General features: G+C 71.0%; 25 protein-coding genes. 17 read left to right on the top strand and 8 right to left on the bottom strand.

Features of this window, described 5'->3' with window-relative positions; translation table 11 throughout:
• Positions 1 to 130: 130 nt before the first annotated feature.
• Positions 131 to 1216 (bottom strand): recombinase RecA, encoded by a 1086-nt coding sequence (recA, locus tag FOF48_RS01640; RefSeq protein WP_143898042.1) that lies wholly within the window; start codon positions 1214 to 1216, stop codon positions 131 to 133.
• Between the two features lie 112 nt (positions 1217 to 1328).
• Positions 1329 to 1946: a hypothetical protein gene (locus FOF48_RS01635; protein WP_143898040.1), complete on the bottom strand. Its 618-nt coding sequence runs from the start codon at positions 1944 to 1946 to the stop codon at positions 1329 to 1331.
• Between the two features lie 230 nt (positions 1947 to 2176).
• On the opposite strand from FOF48_RS01635, the gene FOF48_RS01630 reads away from it, so the two are divergent.
• The 4 genes from FOF48_RS01630 to FOF48_RS01615 are packed head-to-tail and all read left to right on the top strand — an operon-like array spanning position 2177 to position 4033.
• The gene (locus FOF48_RS01630) at positions 2177 to 2779 is read left to right on the top strand and encodes an RNA polymerase sigma factor (protein WP_143898039.1); all 603 of its coding nucleotides are present in this window, start codon (positions 2177 to 2179) and stop codon (positions 2777 to 2779) included.
• Entirely contained in the window at positions 2776 to 3255 is a 480-nt protein-coding gene (locus FOF48_RS01625) for an anti-sigma factor (protein ID WP_143898038.1), read from the top strand. The genes FOF48_RS01630 and FOF48_RS01625 overlap by 4 nt, the downstream gene beginning before the upstream one ends.
• Positions 3255 to 3758 carry a DUF3106 domain-containing protein gene (locus FOF48_RS01620; protein WP_143898037.1) on the top strand — a complete coding sequence of 168 codons (504 nt, stop codon included), beginning with the start codon at positions 3255 to 3257 and terminating at the stop codon, positions 3756 to 3758. The genes FOF48_RS01625 and FOF48_RS01620 overlap by 1 nt, the downstream gene beginning before the upstream one ends.
• Positions 3755 to 4033 carry a hypothetical protein gene (locus FOF48_RS01615; RefSeq protein ID WP_255441804.1) on the top strand — a complete coding sequence of 93 codons (279 nt, stop codon included), beginning with the start codon at positions 3755 to 3757 and terminating at the stop codon, positions 4031 to 4033. The genes FOF48_RS01620 and FOF48_RS01615 overlap by 4 nt, the downstream gene beginning before the upstream one ends.
• An 87-nt stretch (positions 4034 to 4120) precedes the next feature.
• Here FOF48_RS01615 and glmS read toward each other — a convergent pair whose 3' ends face one another.
• Entirely contained in the window at positions 4121 to 5956 is a 1836-nt protein-coding gene (gene glmS, locus FOF48_RS01610) for a glutamine--fructose-6-phosphate transaminase (isomerizing) (protein WP_143898036.1), read from the bottom strand.
• A gap of 105 nt (positions 5957 to 6061) precedes the next feature.
• Entirely contained in the window at positions 6062 to 7462 is a 1401-nt protein-coding gene (gene glmU / locus FOF48_RS01605; protein WP_143898035.1) for a bifunctional UDP-N-acetylglucosamine diphosphorylase/glucosamine-1-phosphate N-acetyltransferase GlmU, read from the bottom strand.
• A gap of 388 nt (positions 7463 to 7850) precedes the next feature.
• Between glmU and ggt the strand changes: the two genes are divergently transcribed.
• Positions 7851 to 9614 (top strand): gamma-glutamyltransferase, encoded by a 1764-nt coding sequence (gene ggt / locus FOF48_RS01595; RefSeq protein WP_143899075.1) that lies wholly within the window; start codon positions 7851 to 7853, stop codon positions 9612 to 9614.
• A gap of 20 nt (positions 9615 to 9634) precedes the next feature.
• Entirely contained in the window at positions 9635 to 10417 is a 783-nt protein-coding gene (locus FOF48_RS01590) for a TatD family hydrolase (protein WP_143898033.1), read from the top strand.
• Between the two features lie 155 nt (positions 10418 to 10572).
• On the opposite strand, the gene FOF48_RS01585 is transcribed toward FOF48_RS01590, so the two are convergent.
• Complete coding sequence (locus FOF48_RS01585) at positions 10573 to 10848, bottom strand: hypothetical protein (RefSeq protein WP_143898032.1); 276 nt, start codon at positions 10846 to 10848, stop codon at positions 10573 to 10575.
• Between the two features lie 324 nt (positions 10849 to 11172).
• Between FOF48_RS01585 and FOF48_RS01580 the strand changes: the two genes are divergently transcribed.
• The 5 genes from FOF48_RS01580 (at position 11173) to FOF48_RS01560 (ending at position 15454) form a co-directional block, all read left to right on the top strand.
• Complete coding sequence (locus FOF48_RS01580; protein WP_143898031.1) at positions 11173 to 11412, top strand: hypothetical protein; 240 nt, start codon at positions 11173 to 11175, stop codon at positions 11410 to 11412.
• Positions 11413 to 11450: 38 nt separating this feature from the next.
• A complete protein-coding gene (locus tag FOF48_RS01575; RefSeq protein ID WP_143898030.1) occupies positions 11451 to 12401 on the top strand; it encodes an amidohydrolase family protein in 951 nt (316 codons plus the stop codon).
• A 102-nt stretch (positions 12402 to 12503) separates the two neighbouring features.
• Entirely contained in the window at positions 12504 to 12884 is a 381-nt protein-coding gene (locus FOF48_RS01570) for a response regulator (RefSeq protein ID WP_014394116.1), read from the top strand.
• Positions 12885 to 12968: 84 nt separating this feature from the next.
• Positions 12969 to 13802 carry an ABC transporter ATP-binding protein gene (locus FOF48_RS01565; RefSeq protein WP_143898029.1) on the top strand — a complete coding sequence of 278 codons (834 nt, stop codon included), beginning with the start codon at positions 12969 to 12971 and terminating at the stop codon, positions 13800 to 13802.
• A complete protein-coding gene (locus FOF48_RS01560) occupies positions 13799 to 15454 on the top strand; it encodes a hypothetical protein (protein ID WP_143898028.1) in 1656 nt (551 codons plus the stop codon). The genes FOF48_RS01565 and FOF48_RS01560 overlap by 4 nt, the downstream gene beginning before the upstream one ends.
• A gap of 49 nt (positions 15455 to 15503) precedes the next feature.
• Here FOF48_RS01560 and FOF48_RS01555 read toward each other — a convergent pair whose 3' ends face one another.
• A complete protein-coding gene (locus tag FOF48_RS01555; RefSeq protein ID WP_255441801.1) occupies positions 15504 to 16922 on the bottom strand; it encodes a VWA domain-containing protein in 1419 nt (472 codons plus the stop codon).
• A gap of 128 nt (positions 16923 to 17050) precedes the next feature.
• Here FOF48_RS01555 and FOF48_RS01550 point away from each other — a divergent pair, with 128 nt between their 5' ends.
• Together FOF48_RS01550 and FOF48_RS01545 are read left to right on the top strand one after the other, a co-directional pair.
• Positions 17051 to 17950 carry a histone deacetylase gene (locus FOF48_RS01550; RefSeq protein ID WP_143898027.1) on the top strand — a complete coding sequence of 300 codons (900 nt, stop codon included), beginning with the start codon at positions 17051 to 17053 and terminating at the stop codon, positions 17948 to 17950.
• Positions 17951 to 18033: 83 nt separating this feature from the next.
• Positions 18034 to 18741, top strand: coding sequence for a hypothetical protein (locus FOF48_RS01545; RefSeq protein WP_143898025.1), 708 nt, complete (start codon positions 18034 to 18036; stop codon positions 18739 to 18741).
• A gap of 17 nt (positions 18742 to 18758) precedes the next feature.
• Here the strand turns inward: FOF48_RS01545 and FOF48_RS01540 are convergent, their stop codons facing one another.
• Both FOF48_RS01540 and FOF48_RS01535 read right to left on the bottom strand, forming a co-directional pair.
• A complete protein-coding gene (locus FOF48_RS01540; protein ID WP_143898023.1) occupies positions 18759 to 19454 on the bottom strand; it encodes a pirin family protein in 696 nt (231 codons plus the stop codon).
• 68 nt (positions 19455 to 19522) lie between these two features.
• A complete protein-coding gene (locus tag FOF48_RS01535) occupies positions 19523 to 20077 on the bottom strand; it encodes a YceI family protein (protein ID WP_143898021.1) in 555 nt (184 codons plus the stop codon).
• Positions 20078 to 20329: 252 nt separating this feature from the next.
• Here FOF48_RS01535 and FOF48_RS01530 point away from each other — a divergent pair, with 252 nt between their 5' ends.
• From FOF48_RS01530 to FOF48_RS01515, 4 genes are all read left to right on the top strand, one after another.
• Positions 20330 to 20719 (top strand): peptide chain release factor-like protein, encoded by a 390-nt coding sequence (locus FOF48_RS01530; protein WP_143898019.1) that lies wholly within the window; start codon positions 20330 to 20332, stop codon positions 20717 to 20719.
• Between the two features lie 241 nt (positions 20720 to 20960).
• Complete coding sequence (locus FOF48_RS01525; RefSeq protein WP_235685287.1) at positions 20961 to 25154, top strand: hypothetical protein; 4194 nt, start codon at positions 20961 to 20963, stop codon at positions 25152 to 25154.
• Positions 25151 to 25750, top strand: a complete 600-nt coding sequence (locus FOF48_RS01520) for a type II secretion system protein (RefSeq protein ID WP_143898015.1) — start codon at positions 25151 to 25153, stop codon at positions 25748 to 25750. Before FOF48_RS01525 ends, FOF48_RS01520 begins: the two co-directional genes overlap by 4 nt.
• Positions 25747 to 26844, top strand: coding sequence for a PilW family protein (locus FOF48_RS01515; protein WP_143898012.1), 1098 nt, complete (start codon positions 25747 to 25749; stop codon positions 26842 to 26844). The genes FOF48_RS01520 and FOF48_RS01515 overlap by 4 nt, the downstream gene beginning before the upstream one ends.
• The last annotated feature ends 7 nt before the right edge of the window (positions 26845 to 26851 follow it).

Here is a 26851-nt window from a genome sequence, read left to right as displayed (position 1 = left end):
CCCTCGCCCCCCGCGAAGAAAGAAGGGGCCGGCCGCCATCGCTGGCAACCGGCCCCTTCCTCTCCGCCCGCCACGCCGCTCCCCCCGGAGGTGCGCGGCGGGCCATCACCTCAGGCCCGCGAGGAGCTGACTACTTCACGGCCTTCACGCGCGGACGCTTCTCACCCTCGGCGGGCTCGGCGGCCTCCGCGACCGCGGGCGCCGCGCCAGCGGGCTTGCCGATGCCGTACTTCTCCAGCACCAGCGCTTCGATCTCCTTGTAGGTGTCCGAGTGCTCACGCAGGTACTCCTTCGCGTTCTCCCGGCCCTGGCCGATGCGCTCTCCCTTGAAGGAGAACCAGCTGCCGCTCTTCTCGATGATGTTGTCGGTGGCGGCCAGGTCGATGAGGTCGCCCTCACGCGAGATGCCCGCGCCGTACATGATGTCGAACTCCACCTCCTTGAACGGCGGCGCCACCTTGTTCTTCACGACCTTCACGCGCGTGCGGCTGCCCACCACGTTCTCGCCGTTCTTGATGGCGCCCACGCGGCGGATGTCCATGCGCTGCGACGCGTAGAACTTCAGCGCGTTGCCGCCCGTCGTCGTCTCCGGGTTGCCGAACATCACGCCAATCTTCATGCGGATCTGGTTGATGAAGATGACGCACGTCTGGCTCTTGGAGATGGTGCCCGTGAGCTTGCGCAGGGCCTGGCTCATCAGGCGCGCCTGCACGCCCATGTGCGCGTCGCCCATCTCACCCTCGAGCTCCGCCTTCGGCACGAGCGCGGCCACCGAGTCCACCACCAGCACGTCGATGGCGCCGGAGCGCACCAGCATCTCCGCGATCTCCAGGCCCTGCTCGCCGGTGTCCGGCTGGGACAGGAGCAGGTCGTCGGTGCGCACGCCCAGCTTGCGCGCGTACCCCACGTCCATCGCGTGCTCCGCGTCGATGTAGCCGCACACGCCGCCGCGCTTCTGCGCCTCCGCGACGATGTGGAGGCACAGCGTCGTCTTGCCGGAGGACTCCGGCCCGAAGATTTCGATGATGCGGCCGCGCGGCACGCCGCCCACGCCCAACGCGATGTCGAGTGAAATCGAACCCGTCGAAATGGCCTGGACGTCCTTCATCATGGGCTCGTCGTTGCCGAGCCGCATGATGGACCCCTTGCCGAACTGACGCTCCACCGCGGCCAGCGCCAGCTCGATCGCCTTTTCCTTCTCCTGATTCACGGCCATTTCTCGTCGCTCCTTGGATGAGCGGACCACCCCGGTCCACCTGAACGCGCTTTTAGTACGCGATGGGTAGACCCTAGTCCACCCCTCTGACATCCGTTTTGGGTCCTGGGCCTCAGCTCTTGCGCAGGGCAGCCAGGAAGGCGGCCACCAGGCCCCCCAAGCCGGCCACCCAACCGGCGGGGATGTCCGGCACCAGCACCATCCCCAACCCGAGCCCGGACACCACCGTCAGCAGCGCCAGGGCCCCGCGATACAGGGGAGTGCCCACCGAGGCAACCGTCAGCAGCGCCAGGGACAGCAGCGACAGGAGCCCCTGCAGGATGAGCAGCCCGCCGGGCGGGACGAGCCCCGCGAGGCCCAGCACCACCTGGACGGCCAGCGCCCCCAGGCCCACCGCGAGCGCCGGGAACGGCCCCCCCTTGGGGGGCTGGAGCCGGGTGCCGGGCACCGCGGCGTTCTTCAGGTGCTCCAGGTCCTCCGGGCGCACCTCCAGCGCGTAGGGGAAGCCCAGCGCCAGCAGCGACTCCACCGCCGTGGCGCGGCAGGAGCGCCCGTCCGCGTCCACCAGCCCGTTGAGGTTGCCGCCCTCCAGGAGCCGGTGGAAGGCGTCCGCCTCCGGCCGTCCCCCACCCTCCGCCGTCAGCTCCGCCAGCAGCTGGTTGAGGTCCGCGGCCAGCCGCTGCCGCTCCGGCCCCTCCGCCCGCCGGGCCTGCTGCGCCAGCAGGAACATGGGCAGCGGTGAGTCCGAGGGCGGGGTGGGCGCGCCGCCCTGCGCCGGGGGCTCCCAGGCCGCCAGGTCCGAAGGAAGGCCTTCGTCCCCTCCAGGCTGGGGGGCCGGTGTGCGCGAACGTGGGCGGGGAGCATCGGACACGGTGGCAAACTGTAACCGGGGCACGGCTTGGGGTTCAAAGTGGAGCGGGCCCGCAACTTCCACCGGGCAACGGGGTTGAAGCCTCTCGGATGGATTGGGACCCGGACACGCAGGCGATGCTGAAGGTGGCGGCGGGCGACAAGCAGGCGTTCGCCTGGCTCTTCGACCAGCACCACGCGAGCGTGGCGCGCTTCGCGTTCCGCTTCGTGGGGGACCGGGCGCGGGCGGAGGAGCTGACGCAGGACATCTTCGTGAAGCTCTACCGCCACGCGCGCTCCTACAAGCCCACGGCGAAGTTCAAGACCTTCCTCTTCCGGGTGGCCACCAACCACTGCCTCAATGAGATGCGGCGCGGCGAGTACCGCGTGGCGCGCCTCACGGCGGAGGCCCCGGCGGAGGACGACGCGGGAGCGGTGGAGATGCCAGGGCCCGACGGAGAGCGGCCCGACCAGGCGTTGAGCGGCCGGGAGTTGGAAGCGGCGGTGGGCGCGGCGCTGGGGGACTTGAGCGACCGCGAGCGCGCGGCCTTCACCATGTGCCGGTTCGAGGGCATGGCGTACCGGGACATCGCCGAGGCGCTGGAGGCGAGCGAGGCCGCCGTGAAGAGCCTCATCCACCGGGCCACCCTGGCGGTGGCGCGCAGGATTGAAGCGTTGCAGGCGGGCGCGGTACCCGCGAGGAGTCGGGCATGAGCTGTGCGTTCGAAGAAGACCTGACGGCCTACGTGGACGGGGAGCTGCCCCCCCCGCACCGCGCGCGGGTGGAGGCCCACCTGGGCACCTGCGCGGCGTGCCAGGGGACGGAGCGGCTGTTGCGCGTCACCGTGGCGCGGATGGCGGAGCTGCCCGCCTTCACGCCCTCGCCCTCCGCCCGCCGCGAGCTGCTGGCGCGGGTGGACGCGCTGCCGCCCACCTGGCGCGAGCGGCTGGCCCACCTGCTGAAGCCCGGCGTGCTGGTGCCCTCCGCGGGCCTGGCCACCGCGGCGGTGCTGGCGCTGCTCGTCGCCGGCCGCGCACGCGTGGAGGCCCCCGGGCTGGAGGAGTGGGACGCGGGCGCGCTGGAAGTGGCGGCGAACCTGGAGCTGGTCGAGGACTACGAAGTCCTGGGACTCGACAGCTCCGATGACCTGGAGGTCGTCGAGAACCTCCATGAACTGGGAGTGCAGTGATGCTGGGAAGAACGACCGTGGGGGCCCTGGCCCTGGCCGCGACGGTGGCCGTCCTCATGGGCACGCCCGCCCGCGCCGCCAACGCCCCCACGCCCACGGCGGCGGAGCGCTTCGAGAAGCTCCCTCCAGAGCAGAAGGAGGCGCTGCGCGCGAAGCTGCGCGAGTTCAAGGCCATGTCTCCCGACGAGCAGGCCCGCGTGCGCGGCAACCTCCAGCGCTGGCGGCAGCTGCCTCCGGAGGAGCGCGAACGGCTGCGCGGCAACCTGCGCGACTTCCAGCGCCTGTCCCCCCAGGAGCGGCAGGCGGTGCGCGAGCAGGTGCGCGAGCTGCGGGGCCTCACCCCGGAGCGCCGCGCGGAGCTGCGCCAGCGGATGCGGGCCTACCTCCGGGAGCACCCGGAGCGGCGCGAGCAGATGATGGAGAACATGCGCCGCTGGCGGCAGATGTCCGCCGAGCAGCGACAGGAGGCACGCGAGCGGCTGCGTGAGAGGCGGCGCAAGTGAGGCCCTTCCCCTCGTGGCTGCTGATGCTCGCGCTCGCCGGCGCCCTGCCCGCCGCGGCCCAGCAGCCCACGCCTCCCCGGGAGCCGCCGCCTCCTGCTCCCGCCTCCGTTGAACCCTCGCACCCGGAGGCCCGACCGCCGCCTCCCGACAGCCGCCGGGCCCCGCCGCAGCTCACCGACGAGGACCGGGAGGTGGTGGAGAACCTGGAGCTGCTCGAGTCGCTGGATGCCGCGGCGGACCTGGAGGTCCTGCTGGAGCTGTCGGACGAGAAGTAGCGCCGCGCCGTCATCGCCCCTGGAAACGAAGAAGCCCGGGCCCCCTCGGAAGGGGAGCCCGGGCGCTTGTGTCTCAGGCGCGCGGCGCTATTCGACGGTGACGCTCTTGGCCAGGTTGCGGGGCTGGTCCACGTCGTTCCCGCGCATCTCCGCCACGTGGTACGCGAGCAGCTGGAGCGGGATGGTGGCCACCACCGGCGCGAGCAGCGCGCAGGCCGCGGGGATGCGGATGACGTGGTCGGCCAGGCTGTCCGCCTGGGTGTCGTCCTCGTCGATGACGGCGATGACCTTGCCGCCGCGCGCACGGACCTCCTCGATGTTGCCGATGATCTTCTCGTACGCCACGTGCGGCTGCTTCGGCGCGATGACCACGACGGGCATCTTCTCGTCGATGAGCGCGATGGGGCCGTGCTTCATCTCACCGCCCGCGTAGCCCTCCGCGTGGATGTACGAGATCTCCTTCAGCTTCAGCGCGCCCTCCAGCGCCACCGGGTGCATGGGGCCGCGGCCCAGGAAGAGGAAGTCCTGCGCGTTCATGAACTCGCGCGCCACGCGCTTCACCTGCGGCTCGCACTTGAGCACGTCTTCAATCATCTTCGGCACCTGGGTCAGGTGCGTCAGGTGCTCCTGCGCGCCCTCCACCGACAGCGTGCCGCGCATGCGCCCCAGCTTCACCGCCAGCAGGTAGAGCGTCACGAGCTGCGTGGTGAACGCCTTGGTGGACGCGACGCCAATCTCCGGGCCCGCGTTGGTGAGGACGTGCAGGTTCGCCTCGCGCGTCATCGCGCTGCCAATGACGTTGCAGATGGCCATGGTGTGCGCGCCCAGCCGCTTGGCCTCCTTGAAGGCCGCGAGCGTGTCCGCCGTCTCACCCGACTGGCTGATGGCGATGACCAGGTGCGACGTCTCCACGATGGGGTCGCGGTAGCGGAACTCGCTGGCCAGCTCCACCTCCACCGGCAGCCGCGCCAGCGACTCAATCATGTGCTTGCCGGCCACGCCCGAGTGCCACGACGTGCCGCACGCCAGGATGGTGACCTTGGTGAAGGTCTTCACCTGCTCGGTGGACAGGTTCCACGTCTCGAAGTGGACGTCGCCCTCGGTGAGGAGCATCCGGCCGCGCAGCGTGTCCGCGATGGCGCGGGGCTGCTCCCAGATCTCCTTGTGCATGAAGTGCTTGTAGCCGCCCTTCTCCGCCATCATCGGCGTCCAGTCGATGCGGCGCGTGGGGCGGTTCACCAGCTGCCCCTGGCGGCTGAAGATGTCGATCTTCGCGGCGGTGATGACCGCGAGGTCGCCCTCCTCCATGTAGACGAAGTCGCGCGTGTGCTCGAGCAGCGCCGGCACGTCGCTGGCCACGAAGTTCTGGCCCTCGCCCAGGCCCAGCACCATGGGCGACGCGTCCTTCGTGCACACGATGCGGCCCGGGTCGTTGGCGCACACCACCACCAGGCCGTAGGTGCCCTTCACCTGCTTGATGGCCGCGCGGACGGCGTCCGGCAGGTCCACGCCGCGGTCCACCTCATCGGAGATGAGGTGCGCGAACACCTCCGAGTCCGTCTCCGACGCGAAGGCGTGGCCGCGCTTGCGCAGCTCCGCCTTCAGCGCCAGGTGGTTCTCGATGATGCCGTTGTGCACCACCGCCACGTTCTTGTACGTGTGCGGGTGGGCGTTCTCGTCGGAGGGGCGGCCGTGCGTCGCCCAGCGCGTGTGGCCGATGCCGGTGGTGCCCTTGGGCAGGTCCTGCACCACGCGGTTCTCCAGGTTGCGCAGCTTGCCCGTGGCGCGCACCACGTTCAGCTGGTTGCCGCTCACCACCGCGACGCCCGCGGAGTCGTACCCCCGGTACTCGAGCTTCTTCAGCCCCGACACCAGGATGGGAGCCGATTCCTTGTCACCGACGTAGCCAACAATCCCGCACATGTTCGTCCTGCCTCTTTCTCGTCCCGCGGCCGCCGGAGCAAACCACGGGAATCCCGTTCACGCCCAACCCCGCCCCGCCGTCCGAACAGCAGGCGAGCGCCACCCTCAGCCAGTCTTCGCCTTCGCCTGCCGCGCCTTCTTCGCCGCCACCCACCCCTCCTTCACCACCTGTGGCGCGCGTGACACAGCGAGGCTCCCAGGAGGCACATTTTTCGTCACCGTGGAGCCCGCCCCAACGTAGCCGCCATCCCCCACCTTCACCGGAGCCACCAGCTGCGAGTCCGAGCCGATGAAGACCCCGTCCCCCAGCTCCGTCAGGTGCTTGTTCACCCCGTCATAGTTACAGGTGATGGTGCCCGCGCCGATGTTGCACCCGGCGCCGATGTTCGCGTCCCCCAGGTACGTCAGGTGGTTGGCCTTGCTGCCCTTGCCGATGCGGGTCTTCTTCGTCTCCACGAAGTTCCCCAGATGCACTTCTTCTGCCAACTCCGTGGCGGGGCGCAGCCGGGAGAACGGGCCAATGATGCACCGCTCGCCCACACGCGCCTCCTCCAGCACGGAGTAGGGCTTGATGTGGGTGCCATCCGCCACATGGGAGGCGGTGAGCACGCTGCCCTGCCCGACGATGACGTTCTTCCCGATGACGGTGCCGGCCATGAGGGACACCATCGGGCCGATGTCCGTGTCGGCGCCAATGGTGATGCCCTCTTCGATGTACGCGGTGGCGGGGTCCTGGATGGACACGCCCGCGCGCATGTGGGCTTCGTTGATGCGCTGCTGGAGCACGCGCGCGCGCGCCGCCAGCTCCACCTTGTCGTTCACGCCCGCGGTCTCCGTGGCGTCCGCGTCCACCGCGGCCACGGGGCCGCGCTTCGCGGCCATCTCCACCAGGTCCGTGAGGTAGTACTCGCCCTGCGCGTTGACGGGCTTGATCTCCGCCAGCGCCTTCCAGAGGAAGGCCGCGTCCACGGAGTAGATGCCCGCGTTGCACTCCTTCACCGCGCGCTCTTCCGGGGTGCAGTCCTTGTGCTCCACGATGCGGGCCACCTTGCCGCCCTCGCGGATGACGCGGCCATAGCCGGTGGGGTCATCCAGCGTGGTGGAGACGAGCGCCAGCACCCCGCCCGCGGCGTCGTGCGCGGCGAGCAGCGACTGGAGCGTCTCCCGGCGCAGCAGCGGCACGTCCCCGTAGAGGATGAGCACGCGCCCGTCATGGCCCTTCAGCGCGTCCTGGGCCGCCTTCACCGCGTCCGCGGTGCCCCGCTGCTCCTTCTGGAGCGCGAAGCGCAGCGGCGCGTCCGGAAACTGGCTCCGGATGGACTTCTCCACGTCCGCGGCCTGGTGGCCCACCACCGGCACCACGGAGGTCGCACCCAGTTCCAGGGCTCGCTTCAAGGGATAGGCACACAGGGGCCGGCCGAGGATGGGGTGAAGGACCTTGGCCTTCTCCGACTTCATCCGCGTGCCCTTGCCCGCGCAAAGCACCACCGCCGCCAGAGCTGTCATATGCGGCGGAGAATTAGGGACCGCCGATCAACTCGTCAACCGCGTCCGGGCGTCAAAACCGGCCGGGGACCTTCCGGGGGGGGCCGGGCGCTGACTGCCACACACAACGTGTTGCATTGGACCGTGATGCCGAAGCGGGGCTTCAGGAACGTCGTCAGGCGCCCGCTCGACGACACCGGAGCCGACGCCGACGCCGGGCTTTCCACGGGGTTCGGAGGACTCATAGGCACCGCCAGTTGCCGCACATGGAGCAAGATTGCCCCGCTTACGCTCACAATCCAAGGAAAAAAATGCTGTCCTGTTGAAACCCTGGTCCAGGCGCGGCGCATGGTGCATTAGGGAACGGCCGGAAATCACAAGGAAAGGCGTCCAGGTGGGGCACACACACATTGGAGCAGCGGGACGGAGCCTGTTCCGCGCGGTAGGACTCTCGGTGTTGGTGGTGGCGGGGGCGGCGCAGGCGGCGCGCCCCTACCGGGGAGGTGCGGTGGCCACGGCGTATCCCGCCGCGAGCGAGGCCGCGCTCCAGATGTTGGAGAAGGGCGGCAACGCCGTGGACGCGGCGGTGGCGGCGGCGTTCGTGGCGGCGGTGGTGGGGCCCTACCACTCCGGTGTGGGCGGGGGCGGGTTCGCGCTGGTGCACGACGCGAAGTCCGGCGGCACGGAGGCGCTGGACTTCCGGGAGGTGGCGCCGAAGGCCGCCTCCCACGACATGTACTTGAAGGACGGCGCGCTGGTGCCGGGGCTGTCCACGGACGGGGCCCTGAGCGTGGCGGTGCCGGGCGCGGTGGCGGGCTATCTGGAGCTGCTGGGGCGGCACGGCAGGCTGAAGCCCGCCGTGGTGCTGGCCCCGGCCATCCGGCTGGCGAAGCAGGGCTTCTGGGTGACGCCCAAGTACCAGCAGATGGCGACGGGACGCACGAAGTGCCTGAACAAGGACCCGGAGGCCGCGCGCATCTTCCTGACGCCCAACGCCTCCGGCACCCCGGACGTGCCGCCCCTGGGCCACCTCATCCGGCAGCCGGACCTGGCCCGCACGCTGAGCCTCATCGCGAAGGGCGGCGCGAAGGCCTTCTACGCGGGCCCGGTGGCGCAGGCGCTGGTGAGGTCGGTGAAGGACGCGGGCGGGGTGCTCACGCAAGAGGACCTGGCGGCGTACCGGACGCGCCAGCCCGCGCCGCTGGAGACCACCTACCGCGGCCACCGCATCCTCACCATGCCGCCGCCCAGCGCGGGCGGGCTCGCGGTGGTCCAGGTGCTGGGCATGCTCCAGCAGCTGCGTCCGCAGGGCGTGCCGTACCGCGACCCGGACACGCTGCACCTCTATGTGGAGGCCGTGCGGCGCGCGTACGTGGACCGCGCGAAGTACCTGGGCGACCCGGCCTTCGTGCAGGTGCCGCTGGAGCGGCTGGCGTCGCCCGGCCACATCGCGGACCTGGCGGGCGGCATCGACCCGCAGAAGGCCACGCCCAGCGCGTCGCTGCTGGCGCCAGTGAAGGGCGGCCCCGCGTCCACGCTGCGGGAGGACGCGGGCCCCCTCACGCCGGAGCCGGAGCGCAAGAACACCACGCACATCTCCGTCATCGACAAGGACGGCAACGCGGTGGCGATGACGACCACGGTCAACTACAGCTTCGGCTCGTGCCTCGTCGCCAAGGGCACCGGCGTGCTCCTCAATGATCAGATGGACGACTTCGCCGCGCAGCCGGGCGTGCCCAACGCGTACGGGCTCGTCACCGGGGAGCCCAACGCCATCCAGCCCGGCAAGGTGCCCCTGTCCTCCATGTCGCCCACGCTGGTGTTCGCGAAGGACGACCCGAAGCGGGTGATGCTGGCGGTGGGCAGCCCCGGCGGCTCCACCATCCCCACCACCGTCATCCAGGCCATCAGCAACGTGGTGGACCAGGGCATGGACGTGGCGCGCGCGGTGGGCGCCGGCCGACTGCACCACCAGTACCTGCCGGACGAGGTGTGGGTGGACAAGTGGGGCCTGGAGCCGGCGACGCTGTCCACGCTGGAGGCGAAGGGCCACAAGATCCGCCGGATGGACGCCTGGGGCGACGCGGAAGCCGTCTACAGCGACCCGCGCACGAACCTGCGCTATTCCTCCAGTGACCCGCGCAACGAGGGCGCCGCGCTGGGCCAGGACTGACGCCAGGAGGACGAAAGCCCGTGCCCGAGCCGCTGCCGCTCTTCGACGCGCACCTCCACCCGGAGGCGCTCACCGACCAGGACCTGGAGTCCATGCGCTTCTTCGGCGTGGAGCAGGCCCTGGTGGTGGCGCATCACTTCCCGGAGCCCACCGCCAAGGCGCTGCGCCAGCACTTCGACCAGCTGGTCGAACGGCAGCTGCCGCGCCTGGAGCGGCTGGGCATCCGCGCGTGGGCCGCCCTGGGCGTGCACCCGCGCTGCATCCCAAGGCGGGGCCTGTCGGAGGTCCTGAGCCACCTGCCGGACTACTTCGAGGGCGGCCGCGTGGTGGCCCTGGGAGAGACGGGCCTGCACGCGGGCGGCGAGGAGGAGGAGGAGGCCTTCCTGGAGCAGCTCGCCCTGGCCCGCCAGCTCAAGCTGCGCGTGGTGGTCCACACGCCCCTCAAGGACAAGGAGCGCCACACCCGGCGCATCCTCACGCTGCTGCGCCAGTCCGGGCTGCTGCCCTCGCGCGCGCTGGTGGACCACGCCAACGCGCGCACGGTGCGCACCATCCTGGAGGTGGGCCACTGGGCGGGGCTCACCCTGCACCCAGAGGCCCTCCAGGCGGACCGGGCGGTGGCCCTGGTGCGGAGGCTGGGCAGTGAGCGGCTGGTGCTGGACTCGGACGCGGGCGACGGCGCGGGCGACATCCTGGGGCTCGCCCGCACGGCGAACCTGCTGGGCAAGGCGAAGCTGTCCGAGCGCATCGTGCGGCGTGTCACCCGGGACAACGCGGTGCGCTTCTTCCAGATCCACGACTGAGCGCGCCATTCGCGCGCCGTGCGGGTGGGCCGCGCCGCGTTGAAAAGCCGACGGGGTGGCCCAGAGGCAGGGGCTGTAAATGGAGCGGGCCCCGCGCGGTGAAGCGCGAGGCCCGGCGATTTACAACCCTTGGGAGGCAGGCCCCCGGGAGGGGGCTAGTTGACCGCGACGGAGGCCGGGGCTTCCGGGTGCAGGGTGAGGCCCCGCGCATCCGGCGCCAGCCGCACCTGCACGGGCACGCCCTGGGAGCGGTACTCCGCCAGGGAGTCCGCCGCCTCGTCGAGCAGCTGCTGGTAGCGCTCCTCCAGCTCCACCGCGATCAGCAGCATGGTCTCGCCGGCATCCGCCACGCCCGGCCGGTACACCTGGCACCGCTGGAACCGCGCCCAGCGACCATTCTGCATCTTCACAAGCTCGCCGTCGTAAGCCATGCGCAGCACCTCGTGAGTGAAATCCGACGGACGCAATCTAGAAGCGAAACGGCGCGCTGTCATCCCCCTGCTTGAAAATTCGTAAACCATCCATGATTCCAATGATTTGGCGATACTCGAACGGACCTGCGGAGGGTCCCCGGGGGCCGGGCCGTCACAAAATGTAAAGTGGCGCACTGTCAACGCGGTTAATCCCGCGCCGGGGCGGATGCCGCGTCGCGCTGTCAACACTTCGTGGAGCGGGCGGCGCGCGAGGGGGCGGTCGGGGGCCGGGGCGGGACTGACGCGTGGCACCCGGTTGGGGCATCCCTTAGATTCCACGGGATGAAGTTGCCACTGCCGTTCCGACGCGACCGCCCCATCATTCCGTCCGCCAACGCGCAGGATCACGCGGAGCGGCTGATCGCCGAGTCCCTGCGCATGCTCGGGCAGGTGTGTTCGAAGGTCGCGGACGCCATCGAGGCGCAGCGGCTAGAGCGCAACGGTTACGCGCACAACAGCTACCTGCGGCGCATGGACGAGCCCGACACCGCGAAGAAGCCCGGGCCGGACACGGACGGATGACGCGGCCCGCGGCGTCTTGCGTGGCGCCCGAGCCCGTCATGGGCCCGGAAGACGACGCCCCGGCGCCCTGCCTGGCGTCGTCCCCCACGTGGCGGGAGCAGGGCATCGCCATGCCCATGCCCGCGCTGGCGGACGAGGAAGGGCCCCGCGTGGACCCCGGCCTGCCGCCCGTCGTCGACGCGCACGTGCACCTGTTCCCCGACCGCGTCTTCGAGGCGGTGTGGCGCTGGTTCGACCGGTACGGCTGGCCCATCCGCTACAAACTGCACACGCCCCGCGTGCTGTCGTTCCTGCTGTCCCGCGGGGTCGAGCGCGTGGTCGCCCTGCACTACGCCCACAAGCCGGGCATGGCGCGCGCCCTCAACGCCTACGTGGCGGAGATGGCCAGGGCCGAGCCCCGCGTCATCGGCCTGGGCACCGTGTTCCCGGGCGAGCCCGACGCCGTCGCCATCCTGGAGGAGGCCTTCGCCCTGGGCCTGAAGGGCGTGAAGCTGCACTGCCACGTCCAGTGCTTCGCCCCGGACGCGCCCGCGCTGCACGAAATCTACGAAGCGTGCGCCCGGGCGGGGAAGCCGCTCGTGATGCACTCAGGGCGGGAGCCGTCCAGTCCCCAGTACCCGTGTGATCCGCACTCGCTCTGCGCCGCGGAGCGGGTGGAGCGCGTGCTGAAGGACCACCCCACGCTGAAGCTGTGCGTGCCCCACCTGGGGGCGGATGAGTTCGACGCGTACGCGCGCCTGCTGGAGCGGTACGACACGCTCTGGATGGACACCACCATGGCGGTGGGCGGCTACTTCCCCGTGCCCCTCCCCCGCAAGGCGCTGGAGGCGCGGCCCGAGCGCATCCTCTACGGGACGGACTTCCCCAACATCCCCTACGCCTGGGACCGGGAGCTGCGGGCGCTGGCGGGCCTGGGCCTGGACGAGGTCGTGCTCGCGGGGGTGCTGGGAGGCAACACACTGAGGCTCTACGACGCGGGAGGATGTTGAAAAGAAACGAAGGCCCTTCCGCAATGAGGGGGGCATTCCCATCTTCGTCCCCATAGAATCGCGGTCCCCAAGAAGACGCCGCCACTCCAGAGGCTCCTGCCCATGTCGAACTTCATCCTGGTCGTCGACGACGACGCGAGTCACCGCACGCTCATCTGCGATGCCCTCCAGGAGATGGGCTACGCCACCATCGAGGCCAAGAACGGCCGCGAGGCGTTGGATCTGCTGGAGGACGACATCCCGGGCGCCGTGCTGCTGGACCTGCGGATGCCCGTCATGAGCGGCTGGGGGCTGCTGGACGCGCTCAAGAAGATGCCGCGGGCGCGCAACCTGCCCATCATCATCATCTCCGGCTACGGCTTTGAGTGGGAGGCGGAGCTGGTGGGCGCCGCCGGCTACATCTCCAAGCCGGTGGACCTGGACAAGGTGCGCACCACCGTGCAGCAGATCGTCGGGCCGCCGGAGGTGGCCATGGTGCACTGAGCCGCGAGCAACCAGCGGAGCGAGGCATCCGTCAACCCGAGGATTGTCGGCGACCCCTGGGGACGTGGTGTGATGGCGTCCTTCATGACGCCCCCCTCTTCCGAACCCGCCGGCCCCGAGCTGGCCATCGACGCGCGCGGCCTGGTCAAGCGCTTCGGCACCTTCACCGCGCTGGATGGCCTGGAGCTGCGGATCCCCAAGGGCGCCTTCTACGCGTACCTGGGCCCCAACGGCGCCGGCAAGTCCACCTCCATCGCCCTGCTCACCGGCGTGTACGGGCCCGACCAGGGCACCATCCGCATGCTCGGCGTGGACGCGGTGGCCCGGCCGCTGGAGGTGAAGCAGCGCGTGGGCGTGGTGCCAGAGGAGCTGAGCCTCTTCGAGCGGCTCACCGGCCGGCAATACCTCACCTTCTGCGCGCGCATGTACGGGCTGGACGGCGCGGAGGCCGCGGCGCGCGCGGTGGAGCTGCTGGAGCTGACGGAGCTCACGTACAAGGCCGGCGCGCTGGTGGCGGAGTACTCCAAGGGCATGCGCCGCCGGCTCGCCATCGCCGCGGCGCTCATCCACGCGCCGGAGCTGGTGCTGCTGGATGAGCCCTTCGAAGGCATCGACGTGCTCGCCGCGGGCGTGATCCGCGACCTGCTGCGGGAGCTGAGCCGCCGGGGCGTGACGCTGCTGCTGACCACGCACGTGCTGGAGATCGCGGAGCGGCTGGCCACGCACGCGGGCGTCATCCGGGGCGGACGGATGTTGGACCAGGGCCCGGTGGAGGAGCTGCGCCAGCGCCACGGCGCGCCCACGCTGGAGGCGGTGTTCGAGAAGCTGGTCGCCGTGCCGGCGGCGCGCAACGCGAAGCTGTCGTTCTACTCGGGGCCCACGGACAACGTGCTGCCGCTGCGCCGGGAGTCCGCGTGAGCCGCCCGAAGGTCCCCGGCTTCTTCCAGCACCTGCTGCTGCTCTGGGGCCTGCGTCTGCACCTGGGGCTCAACCAGGGCCCGGGCAAGAGCCGCCTGCTCGCGGTGGCGGCGTTCCTGGGCTCCAGCGCGCCGGGCGTGCTGCTGGGCCTGTCCTTCTTCAAGCTGATGCGCCTGCCGCTCATCGTGCACAGCAACGTGTGGCCCTACTTCATCCTCAACCTGCTGTGCTTCGTCACCGCGGCCACGTGGGTGACGTGGCCGCTGTTGTCCGCGGGCGTGGATGACCACTCGGAGCTGTCGCGCTACGCGGCGTTCCCCATCTCCCCGTTCCGGCTCTTGATGGGCTCCACGGTGGCGAGCCTCTTCGAGCCCCGAGCGCTCGTGTTCTACGCGCCCCTCACCGGCGCGGCGGTGGGCTATGCGTCGCGCCACCGGCTGGCGGCGCCGTGGCTGGCGGTGGTGCTCTATGTGCTGTTCGCGCTCCTGTGCGCGGCGTGGAGCCGGGTGGGCCTCTACACGGTCATCAACGTGCTCCGGGAGAAGCACAGCGCGCGCATCATGGGCGGCGGCATGGTGGCCTTCCTGGTGGCCGCGTCGTTCATCCCGCCCATCGACACGTCCTGGCTGACGAGCGTGGGCGACGCGGGCGTGAGCGCGCTGGACATGAGCCTCATCATCAACGCGGCGGTGGCGCTCAGCCAGGTGCCGCCGGGCTTCTTCGGGGATGGGCTGGGACAGCTGGCCCACGGGCGCGTGGGCATCGCGCTCCTGGAGGCCCTGGGCCTGCTGTTCTTCACCTGCGTGGGCATGGCGGTGGCGTACTCGCTGCTCCTGCGCTTCCACCGGCAGGCGGGCCGCTCCGGCGGCGCGCGGGCGGACGGCAGGGACGCGGATCCGTTCGCCACCACGGGCTCGCGCTTCGACACGCTGGTGCGGCGCGAGGTGCTGGACCTGTGGCGCAACCCGCGCGCGCGGCTGCTGGCGGCGGTGCCCTTCATCCTGGCCATCCTGCTGAAGCTGCTCTCCGGCCGGGACCTCTTCGTGTACCTGCTGGGCCACAGCGCGGACGCGTGGGTGATGGGCGGCCTGAGCATCTATGGCGCGGTGGTCATCGCCTCCACGTTCTCGCAGAACACCTTCGCGTATGACGGTCACGGCTTCGCGGTGTTCCTCGCGGCGCCCATGACCCTGGCGGACGTGCTGCGCGCGAAGAACCGGGTGCAGGGCGTGGCGGCGCTGGGGATGGCGGTGCTGGTGGGCGTCTTCTACCGGGTGTACTTCGGCGCGGGCACGTGGGTGGACTTCCTGTGCGCCATGGCCTCGGTGGCGGCGGTGGTGCCCATGCTGCTGGCCGCGGGCAACTTCCTGTCGCTGTACTTCCCGGTGAAGTTCCACGCGAGCCTCAAGCGGCGGGACAAGGTGCCGCTCACCGCGTCCATGCTGGGCATCCTCGCCGCCAGCGTGGGCTGCATGCCCTTTGGCCACGCGCTGAGGATGGCGGGGAAGGACGGGCCGGGCTGGCACTCGGTGGCCTTCATCGCCGCCTTCGCGGTGTTCAACTTCGGCGTCTACCGCCTCGCGCGGCCCCTGGCGATGCGCCTGTTGGACCAGCGCCGGGAGATGGTGCTCCGGGCGGTGACGCGCGAATAGCGACGGAAGCGGGGCACGCACGGGCCCCGCTCCCGCCGCTGCGAGCCGCTCAGTAGGCGACGCCGAACTTCGCCGCCTGGGTCTTCACGCTCTTCATCACGTTGGCGTCGAAGGCGTCCTCCTTGGCGGGCGCGTTCTTCACGAGCCACTGGTCGCGTTCGGTGGCGAGCTTCGCGACCTTCTCCTCCAGCACCTTGCGCTCGGCGGACAGCTGCTTCACCTTCGCGGCCTGCTCCTCCTTCTTGAGGCCCTGCAGCTCCGTGGGCAGCTCGTCGTCCTTGAGGGTGTCGAGCGCGGCGGGCTTCTCCAGCAGGTCCACCGCGCCGCCCACCGCCATGGGCGCGCTGCTGACCGCCGCGGCGCTGGGGGCGCTCATGCCCACGCCCCGGCTCTTCTTCATGTAGCTGATGCGGTCCGCGACGGCCTCCGCGGCCATGCCCTTGGTGGCCTCCGCGCGGGCCCGGTTGGCGAGCTGCGCCTCCTTGCGCCCGCCGTAGAGCGTCTTCGACGCCAGCTCCGCGTTCACGCGGGACAGCTCCGCGTCATAGGGCGTGGCCACCGCCACCATGCCGCCCGACGCGTCGATGGAGTCGAACGTCCCGTCCGTCAGCTTCGCCACGTAGCGCCAGGACTCCTCGGTGCTGGAGTCCGCCCCGCAGCGCACCGTGTTCACCACGATGTGGCGCTCCTTCGCGCGCTTGGACCACAGCTTGAAGTCCCAGGCGGCCTCGCGCTCCGCGGGGGGCGCGTCACCCACCAGGAAGATGACCTTCATCACCTCGCGGTTCTGGTTCCACTTGAGCAGCGACACCGCCTCGCCCAGCCCGCGGCCCACGTGCTCGGGGAAGTCCCCGCCCCCGTCCGCCTGGAGCTTGCGCAGCTCCGCGAACATGGAGTCCATGTCGTCGCTCAGGTCGAAGCGCTTCGTCACATAGGCGTCCCCCACGTCGCGGTAGGCCACCAGCGCCACCTTCAGGTGCGGCGTGGGCGTGCCCTTCGCGATGCGCGACGCGATGGAGAAGATCTTCTGCTTCGCGCCCTCCAGCAGGCCGCTCATGGACCCGGTGGTGTCCAGCACGAAGGCCACCTCGATTTCCGGCTGGGCCCCCTGCTGCGCTCCGCCTTGAGCCTGCGCGCCCTGGCCCGTGGGGGCCGCCGCCTGCGGAGGAGGCATCGCGGACGTCCCGGCTCCATCGGCCTTCGGGGGCGTCCCCTTTTCGGCGGGCTTCGCGGACGTCCCTTTTCCATCGGCCTTCGGGGGCGTCCCCTTTTCGGCGGGCTTCGCGGAGGCATCCGGCGCGACCGTCTTGGGGCCCGGCGTCACGGGGGCCGCGGACCGCGGCTCGGGGGGCGGGGGCACACTCTCGTGGACGGGGACGACGGGCGTGGAGGCCAGGGCGGAGGCAGCGGACAGACCGGTGGCGAGCGCGGCCGTCAAGACGGCCCGCGAGAGGGGCTTCAGGTTCATGGGTGGGCTCCAGGAAACGGGCGGCGGGGCGGGCATCGCGTGCCGCTTGTCCCTGTAACGAACGGGCCCGCCGGAAGATCTACGCGCCCGGTTGCACCCCTCCGGAACGGGCGTTACGCCCCGGGTCCGTGCGCGTCTTCCACCTGGACCGGTACAGCGTCCCCCTGCCTGAAGGGCACCGCTTTCCCATGGAGAAGTACCGCCTGCTGCGGGAGCTGCTGCTCGCGCGCGGCATCCTGTCCCCGGCCTCCCTCTTCGAGGCGCCCCGAGCGGAGCGGGCCGACCTGGAGCGCGTGCACACCCCGCGCTATCTGGACGCCTTCTTCGGCGGCACCCTCACCGACGCGGAGCTGCGCCGGCTGGGCTTTCCCTGGTCGCCCCTGCTCGTGGACAACGCCCGCGCCTCCGTGGGAGGCACGCTGGCCGCCGCCCGCGCCGCCCTGGAGGATGGCTTCGGCGCGCACCTGGCCGGCGGCACGCATCACGCCTTCCCCGACCACGGGGAGGGCTTCTGTGTCTTCAACGACATCGCCGTGGCCATCCGCGTCCTCCAGGCCGAGGGCGCCATCCGCCGCGCGGTGGTGGTGGACCTGGACGTGCACCAGGGCAACGGCACCGCGGCCACCTTCGCGGGGGACCCGTCCGTCTTCACCTTCTCCATGCACGGAGAGCACAACTTCCCCTTCCGCAAGCAGCCCTCGCACCTGGACCTGGGGCTGGAGGACGGCACGGGTGACGCGGAGTACCTGGCCACGCTCGACGCCCACCTGCCCCACGTCCTGGAGTCCGCGCACGCCGACCTGCTCTTCTTCCAGGCCGGAGTGGATCCCCTGGCGGAGGACACCCTGGGCCGGCTGTCCCTCACCCATGCCGGACTGCGCGAACGGGACCTGCGCGTCCTGGGCGCCGCGCGCGAGCGCGGCGTGCCGGTGGTCCTCACGCTGGGTGGGGGCTACTCGAGGCCGCTGACGCCATCGCTGGAGGCCCACGTCGGGACTTATCTGGCGGCCTGTTCGTTGTTTCGCTGACGCCGCCCTTCCCCCCGGCCGCTTGCGGGCACGCGTGCCCCGGCCCCATGCTCGTCCCTGCCTCGCCACCCCTGGAGCCCTCCATGTCGCGTCCCCTCCCCCGTCTCGCCATCCTCGCCTGCGCGCTGGCCCTGGGCTGCGGCAGCGGGGGGCCGTACTACCGTCTGGACTGGGCGGGCCTGGACACCGTCACCGTGGCGCCCGGCGACAGCGTCCCCTATGAGATCGCCGTCCAGCGCATCGCGGACAACCTGGGGGAGGTGAAGATCCGCACGGCGGCCGCCCCCCAGGGCGTCACCTTTGGCCCGGACTTCTCCATTCCGGAGGGAGAGACCCTCGTCAGGACCACGGCCACCCTCACCGTGTCGCCCAGCACCCGGGACTACGGCGTGCGCGCGCTGCAGCTCATCGCGGAGGACCCGGCCAACAACGTCACCGCCACCGGCGGCATCTCCGTGGCCCTCCTGGAGCCGCCCGAGCCCCAGCCGGACTTCTCCATCGCCGTGGAGCCCCGCCAGGTGAACCTCATCCCGGGCCAGCGCGGCGTGACGACCGTGACCGTGACCCGCGCGGAGGGCTTCACCGGCCCGCTCGTCATCACGCTCGAGACGCCCAGCAAGCGCCTCACGGCCGACGCGCTCACCCTGGAGGAAGGCCAGACGACCGCGCAGATCCGCGTCCTGCCGGATCGCTCGCTCACCGGCCTGCCCTACATCGTGAAGTTCGTGGCCACCGCGCCGGACGGCCGCGTCGCCAAGACGGGCTTCACGTTCAACGTGAACCAGAGCTGAGCGCCTTCAAGCGGGCCTCACGCCAGGTCGAAGAGCAGCGCCTCCGTGGGCGCCTTCGCGGCGAAGGCCAGCGCCGTCTCCTCCGACACGGCGGCGCCGTCACCGGCCTGGAGCGCCACCCCGTTGAGGGTGGCCTCGCCCCGGATGATCTGGAGCCACGCGTGGCGGCCGGGCGCGAGCGCGTACTCCACGCGCTCGCCAGCCCCCAGCTCCGTGGCGGACAGCACCACGTCCTGGTGCACCGTGAGCGACCCCTCCCGCCCATCGCGCGACGCCACCACGCGGAAGCGGCCCCGCCGCTCCTCCGTCGCGAAGCGCTTCTGCTCGTAGCCGGGCGGCAGGCCCTGGCGCTCCGGCAGCAGCCAGATCTGCAGCAGATGCAGGGGCTCATCCAGCGGGTTCATCTCGCTGTGCAGCACGCCCGTGCCCGCGCTCATGCGCTGCACCTCGCCCGGCCGGATGACCGACTGCGTGCCCATGCTGTCGCGGTGCTCCACCGCGCCGCTCACCACGTACGTGAGGATCTCCATGTCCCGGTGCGGGTGCTTGCCAAAGCCCCGGCGCGCCGCGACGGTGTCCTCGTTGATGACGCGCAGCGAGCGGAACCCCATGAAGTCCGGGTCGTAGTAGTCCGCGAAGGAGAAGGTGTGGTGGGTGTCGAGCCAGCCGTGGTGGGCATGGCCCCGGGCTTCCGAGGTCCGGACGTAGATCATGGGTGTTCCCTCCTGCTTGTTTCACTGCACGCCGCGCGCTCCCGCCGCACGCATGGAGCGCGCCGCCGTCACGCCGCCTTGTCCGCCGGCTGCGTGGCGGGGACGGCCTGCACGTCCAGGTGGATGTCCACGCGCTCGCCCACCAGCACGCCGCCCGCCTCCATCGCCTGGTTCCAGGTGAGCCCGAACCGCTTGCGGTCCAGGTGTGTCGTCGCCTGGAACGCGATGCGCTCGGTGCCGAACGGGTCCTTCGCGCGGCCCAGCAGCTCCGCGTCCAACGTCACCTCGTGCGTCTGGTCGCGCACCGTCAGGTCGCCCACCACGCGGTAGTGGCCATCCTTCACGGCCTCCACGCGCCGGCTGCGGAAGATGAGCTTCGGGAACGCCGCCACGTCGAAGAAGTCCGGCGAGCGCAGGTGGTTGTCACGCGCCTCCACGCCGGTGTCGATGCTCGCCGCATCCAGCTTCACCTCCACCGACGCCTTCGTGAAGTCGTCGCCGTTGAGCGTGAGCTTGCCCTCGAAGCGCGTGAAGCGGCCGTGCACCTTCGCGACCACCATGTGCCGCACCGTGAAGCCAACGGTGCTGTGGGTCGTGTCGAGCTGCCAGGTCTGGTAGGCCATGGGGAAGTCCTCCGGGAGGGGTCCAGCGGGTGGATACCCCCCTCCAGAGCAACCCTCAGGCCACCCGCAACCCACGGGAATTCCTGAAGCGAATCCCAGCTCCGGCGCCAAGCACTCTCAAATCGATAATCCTCCCACTCATTTGGAGAGACCCCCGGACCACGGGCGGAGGGACCGGGGCGAGGTGTGGGCGCGCGGGTGTCAGGTGGGCGGTACCGGAGGCGTCCCCCGGGCGCTACCTTGAGGACTGCCATGACGCCGACCGCACCCATCGCTCCCGCACGACGCCAGGCCGCCCGGGCGGCCCTCGCCCTGGATGACGAGGCCCTGCTGAAGGTGTGCGACGTGGAGTTCTTCATCGCCTCCGGGCCCGGCGGCCAGCACCGCAACACCACGGCCAGCGGCGTGCGCCTCTCCCACCCGCCCACCGAGCTGTCCGTCACCGCCACCGAGCGCCGCAGCCAGTCCCAGAACAAGGACACCGCCGTGCGCCGCCTGCGCGCGGGACTCCAGGCCCTCACGTTCGTCCCCAAGGTGCGAAAGGCCACCCGTCCCACGCTGGGCTCCAAGCGGCGCCGCCTGGAGGAGAAGAAGCGCACCTCCGAGAAGAAGGCCGGCCGCGGCGGCAAGCTGGGCGACTAAGTAGTTCGCGCTATGCAGCCCGTGCGGACCCCGCAAGCTTTGCGTAGCCGCTGACGTCGCTTGCCCACAACGCCACGGTTTCTTTCCAGGTCTTCCCCTGGAGACGGACCTCTCCATGCCGGGGCACACCGTGTGCACACGCCATGGGGTGGCCCCTGACCCGAGGGGTCCACAGGCCCTCACCCCCGGTGGAACCTTGGCACCCTCCTCCCTTGGAGCCTCTTCGTCGCGTCGAGTCCTGTTGGGGCTGGCGTTGCTGGCATCCCTGCCCGCATCGGCGACGGACATCGTCACCTTCAGCCAGGGCGCGCTCATCATCCCGGAGCAGGCCACGTTCCAGCAGGGCTGCGGAACCCTGTCCGCCTACGGTCTGGTGTGGCGCCTGCTTCAGGCCAATGAAGCGGGCGGCTTCAACGCCAACCACCCGGTGACGGTGTACCTGGCCATCGACGACACGAAGCAGTCCCCCAACCGGTGCGTGCCCACCAACAAGCACCTGCCTCCCGCGCCGAACAACGGGCGGTGGGACGACCCCAGTTGGAATGACGGCTGCGACTTCCACATCTCGCGCGCGGACAGGGCGCCCGTCGTCCCGGTGCCGCCCCTCCAGCCGCTGCCCCCAGGGGGCCTGTTCCCGGAAGGGAGCCTGGACAACTTCACCACCACCACGAACGAGGCGCGGCCGAACTTCGCGAGCACGACGCTCAACACGGCCAGCAACTTCCGCGACGTCCAGTACATGGGAGGCGCGTTCATCATCGACGCGCAGGACGCGAAGAACGCGCTCGACTTCCTCAACTCCAGCGCCGGGCCGGACGCGCCGAACAAGTTCCGCACGACGTGCAGCTGCGACACGTTCCGCAACAACAGCGGCTGCTTCTACGTGCGCATGCACCAGGCCACCATTGAGTTCAACGCCCCCATTGGCCGGCGCCTCAACCGCGTGCCCCCGAAGATCGCCCTGCTGGACCGCCACGACCACGACGCCCGCGACAGCTCGTACGTGAAGGGCGGCATGCTGGACGACTACCTGCGCAACGCCGGCCTGGACTTCGAGGGCGCGGGCGGATGCCCCCAGGGCACCACCACCACGTGCAACCTCAACCGGGGACGGCCCGGCCTCATCTACGACGCGCTCCACGCCAACGCGGACCTCATCTCCACCGCGAGCTTCCCCCACGGCCTGCTCAACGCCGTGGACGCCACCACGCAGCGCCCGCGCTACCGCGTGTTCTGGGCGCCGCACTGGGAGATTGGCGACAGCACCCGCTCCGAGTACAGCCGCAACGGGGATGGCGCCACCAACCAGGCGGAGAACGTCCTCAACAACATCGCGTTCTTCACCAACCAGCGCGGCAACGGCCTCTTCGCGGAGTGCGCCAGCATCTGGTCCTACGAGCGCACCTACCGTCCGGACGGCGCCCTGGTGCAGTCCTCGCGCTTCCAGGGCGACGGCGTCTTCGAGAGGAACCTGCTCACCAATGGCGCGACCTGGAACGGCCGCAACTGCACGGACCCGGACTACCGCACCGAGTCCTCGCCCCGGCCCGCGTGCGTCCTCTACCCCAACCCGGGCGACCCCTTCTCCCAGATGGGCGACTTCCGCTTCAACAACGTGGCGGGCCACACGGAGAACTACAAGACGCCCTACAAGGATGGCGTGCGGCGGCTGGCGGTGAGCTGGACGCAGTACGCGCCCGGGGACCGCTACGACAACGCGACGCAGGTGGCCGCGAACGCCCAGCGCGGCCACGACTTCTTCTCCTTCAACCAGAAGGACAATGATCCGCAGAAGGCGACCATCGTCTATCTGGCGGGCCACGACTTCAAGGGAAGCGTCGCGGGCACGCGCGTCGTGCTCAACACGCTGCTCAACCTGGGCTCCGAACCGCTGCAGAGCGAGCGCACCGTGTCCGCCCCGGTGGCGCTGGACGACACCAACGGCAGCGACACCAACGGGTCGCGCGCCGTGCTGTTCAAGACCTCGTACAACGCGGTGACGGGCTATCCCCCCGGCGCGGACACGTACACCCCCGCGCAGGGCTCGCACTGGGTGTTCCCCTACTACCCGGGCACGCTGCGCGCGCACTCCCTCATCGGCGGGGATGCGCTCTCCGTGGGGGACAACTCGCTGTCGGACGGCACCCTGTGGAACGCGGACGCGCGCATGCCCGCGCCAGGGGAGCGCAACCTCTTCACGTACTTCGGCGGCGAGGTGACGGTGAACCCGCCGCTGGGGGCCAACCGCTCCGCGCCGCACGGGGTCCTGCAGGTGGGCTGGGTGCCAGAGGAGGTCTCCGGCACGCGCATCAACAAGAACTTCGGCGCCTCCCCCAACCCCGGCTGCGTGGACGTGCTCAAGCTCAGCCGCGCCACGTCGCGCGACGGCACCTTCCGCTTCGACTTCGTGAGGGGCAGCGACGGCATCTGCGACCTGCAGCAGGCGACGCAGTACTCGCCCCAGCTGGGCGGCACGGACTTCGGCCTGACCAATGAGGTGGTCAACAAGATCCAGCTCACCACCGACTTCAACGCGGTGGCGATGATGCTCCAGCGGGTGCGCGGCTACTGCTACGCCACGGTGTCCGGCCGGGACGGCGCCGGCGAGACGCCCATCCTCGAGCCCAGCAACTCGCAGTGCAACAACGACGCCGCGGACAACCGGGCGCACCTGGGCGGCTTCATCCACTCGTCGCCCGTGGTGGTGCCCGCCAGCGCCCACGTCCTGGACCGCGACAATCCCAGGCCCACCGTGGCCTACGCGGCGGGCCTGGACGGCCAGCTGCACGCCTTCTACGTGTCCGGCGGCGCGCGCTACAACGGCCCCCTGGAGAACCTCCAGTTCCCCAACCCGGACGCCACCCTGCGCTTCAAGACGGACTTCGCCCAGCGCTTCCGCTCCGGCACTCCGCCCGCGCCCGGCACGGAGCTGTGGAGCTTCCTGCCCGCCACGCAGCTGGTGGGGCTGCGCAACAACACCGCGCGGGTGAACAGCGCGCCCGCCGTGTTCGACGTGTTCGCGGACTTCGTGGGCACGGGCCGCCGCGAGTGGCACACCGTGCTGGTGGCCAACGTGGGCCAGACGGGCCGGGACCTGTTCGCCCTGGACGTCACCAACCCGCTCAAGCCGGTGCTGCTGTGGCACCTGGTGGGCAGCCACTACGCGACGTCCAGCGCGCCGCACTCGGCGGTGGCGCTCGCGGACCGGGGCCAGGGCGGAATGGACTGGACGTACACCTGGGACGAGGACACCAGCGCCTTCCAGCTGCCGCCCCGCGCCGACGCCGGCCGGCAGCCGAGCGGCCTCTATGACTACAGCGGCCTGGGCGGCTCCCGGGGCCTGTCCGTGGGCGTGGGCCGGCTGGGCATGGAGCCCGTCTACGCGGTCTTCGTCGCCTCCAGCAGCTCCGGCGCGCCGCCCGTGGCGGGCTCGCCGGGTTCGGCCGCCAAGGGCGTGCAGGTGTTCGCCATCGACGTGGCCACCGGTCAGAAGCTCTGGCAGTGGCAGAAGCCCTACTCCACCTCCGTGGACAACAGCGCGCCCGCCGCGCCCACCGTGGCGCAGGACCTGAACGGCGCCGCGCGCCTCTACGTGGGCGACATGGAGGGCCGGCTCTGGGAGCTGGACGCGTCCACCGGCATCAACGTCAACGTGGCGCGCATGGGCCCCGCGTGCAGTGAGGCCGCGCCCTGCAAGTACGCCGCGATGAACATCGGCGGGCTGCCCGCCACCAGCCAGCCCATCAGCACCAACGTGGGGCTGGCGCGCATCCCCCGCGACGCGACGAACGCCTCCGCCTTCGGCCCGTACAAGGGCAAGACCGTGGCGCTGGTGGGCACCGCCGGCATGGACTGGGTGCCGGATTCGGTGGCGGGCCGCTTCCACGCCCTGCTGTTGGATCCGGAGCTGCGGCTGCCGCTGGGCATGGACGGCAGGCGGCTGGACGGCGCGCCCCTCTCCGCGGGCCTGGCCCACTCGGAGGCGACCAGCTACGGCGTGCTCCAGGAGCCCTCGCCCTTCCCGCTCATCTTCTCCGCCCCGGAGCACGTCTACGGCAACATCACCATCGCCGGGCGCACCGCGTACTTCAGCACCGCGGAGGAGTCCATCAACGACCCCATGCTGCTCAGCGCCTCCGTCCGGGGCCGCACGTACAGCATCGACCTGGGCAACACCGGGACGTCCCAGCGGGCCATCACCCCCATGAGCGGATCATCGCTGGCCAACTACGGCGGCGTGGCCGTCTACCACCGCGACAACGGCGGCACGTCCCAGGACTACGTGGTGGGCGCGGAGGTCAGCGCCCTGCGCGTCACGCGCATCGACAACACCACCAACGCGGGCGCCTCCAGCCCCAACGCGAAGGACTCCGTGAACGGCGAGAACGGCGTGCTCTACCAGCTCCTCAACTGGAGCCAGAGGTTCTTCGAATGAGGCCCCCGCCCCCATCCGCCTCGCGGCGGGGCAGCGGCATCCTGGAGGTCCTCATCTCCATGAGCGTCCTGGCGCTGGCCGCCGTGGGCGCCGTGATGGGCATGGTGGCCGCCACGCGCGACGTGAAGGACGGCCAGGTGCTCCAGGGCCGGCGCATGCTGCTGGAGGCACGCGTGCAGCGGCTGTGGCTCGCGTCCAAGGCGGACCTCGCGAACCAGGCCGTCACCGCGCCCGCGCTCTTCCCTCCGCAGCTGGCCCTGGGCACGGCGCCCTGGCAGCTGGACCCCAGCCTGCCGCAGGCCGGCGACGTGGGCACCGGCGCCTACTTCCGCGTGCGGCCCACGGGACAGGTGGAGCCGGCCCTGGACGTGGCGGCCGGCACGCCCTGCGCCGCCACCACCCCGGACGCGGTCCTCCCCCGCGACGTCTACTGCCGGGAGGTGCTGGTGACGAAGGGGCTGCCTCGCGACCTGCCCCCCGCGGCCCAGGCGATGGTGCCCGCGGGCGCGCTGCCCTTCACCTTCTGGACGCGCGCGTACCGCAAGGGCGACAGCGTGGAGCGCGCCATCGTCCACAGCGAGGTGTTCGTCCAATGAGGACCCCGAACGGAGCCCGGACGCGAGGCATGACCCTGCTGGAGACGATGGTGGCCGCGGCGCTCGCCGCCATCGTGCTCGCGGCCGCCGCGGCCCTGCTGCTCGCGGGCGGGCGCGTGGTGCACAACACGGAGCACGTGGCGGACAGCCACGACAACGCGCGCCTCGCGGGTGAGACGCTGCTGTCCGCGGTGCGTCAGGCCGGGGCGGGCATGTCCGAGGGCCTCTGGGTGGTGTCCGGGGGCATTCCCCAGCGCATCAACCCCGTCTTCGGCGGGGACGGCGCCGGCGCGGGCGTGCTCGCCGCCACCACCTCCGGCAACGCGCCGGGCATGGACGGCAGCGACGACCTGTGGCTGGTGGTGCCGGACCGCAACTACCTGGGCCGCGACTGCGCGCCCGGCGCGGCGATGACGGTGGTGCAGCCGGGCACCGGGGCCCTGCAGGTCAACTGCGTGGGCGCCCCCAGCGGCGCCGCGCCCGCCAACCCGATGATGGTGGCCAGCAACATGAAGAGCGCCGCGCTGCTCACCCAGGCGGCGGTGAGCAGCACCCCTCCCACGGCCACGGTGAACTACGCGGAGACCGGCGTGCCGGGCTTCTCCAACGCGCCCCACAAGGGCGGCTTCCAGCGCGGCGACCTGGTGTACCCGGTGCGGCTGCTGCACTTCTTCATCGGGCGCAACCCCGTCAACGGCCGCAAGGCGCTGATGCGCGCGGAGGGCAGGCCCGGCACCGACGTGGCGGGGCGGCCCTTCACGGACATGAGCGACCCGGTGGTGGTGCAGGACTTCGTGGAGGACTTCCAGGTGGCCTTCGGCATCGACGCCTCGAACACGGGCGACCCCGTCCGCTACGACTTCCAGAACGGCCTCAAGCCCGAGTACACGCCGGGCCTGCGCTCCGTGCGCATCAGCGTGGTGGCCACCGGCCGCACGCCCCGCCGCGACACGCAGAACCAGGCGGTGCTCTCCGAGGACCTGCCCATCGCGGTGGAGAACCACACCCCCGCCCTGGCTCCCGCGGATGGCTACTTCCGCAGCCTCTTCTCGCGCCGGGCCGAGCTGCCCAACCTGGCCTCGGCCAGCCTGTGAGCCCCTT

The organism is Corallococcus sp. Z5C101001 (genome assembly GCF_007352635.1).
In the GTDB taxonomy this organism is placed as follows: Bacteria; Myxococcota; Myxococcia; order Myxococcales; family Myxococcaceae; genus Corallococcus; species Corallococcus silvisoli.
Note: the sequence above shows the minus strand (reverse complement) of the source record. Positions and strands in the feature narration are given on the sequence as shown.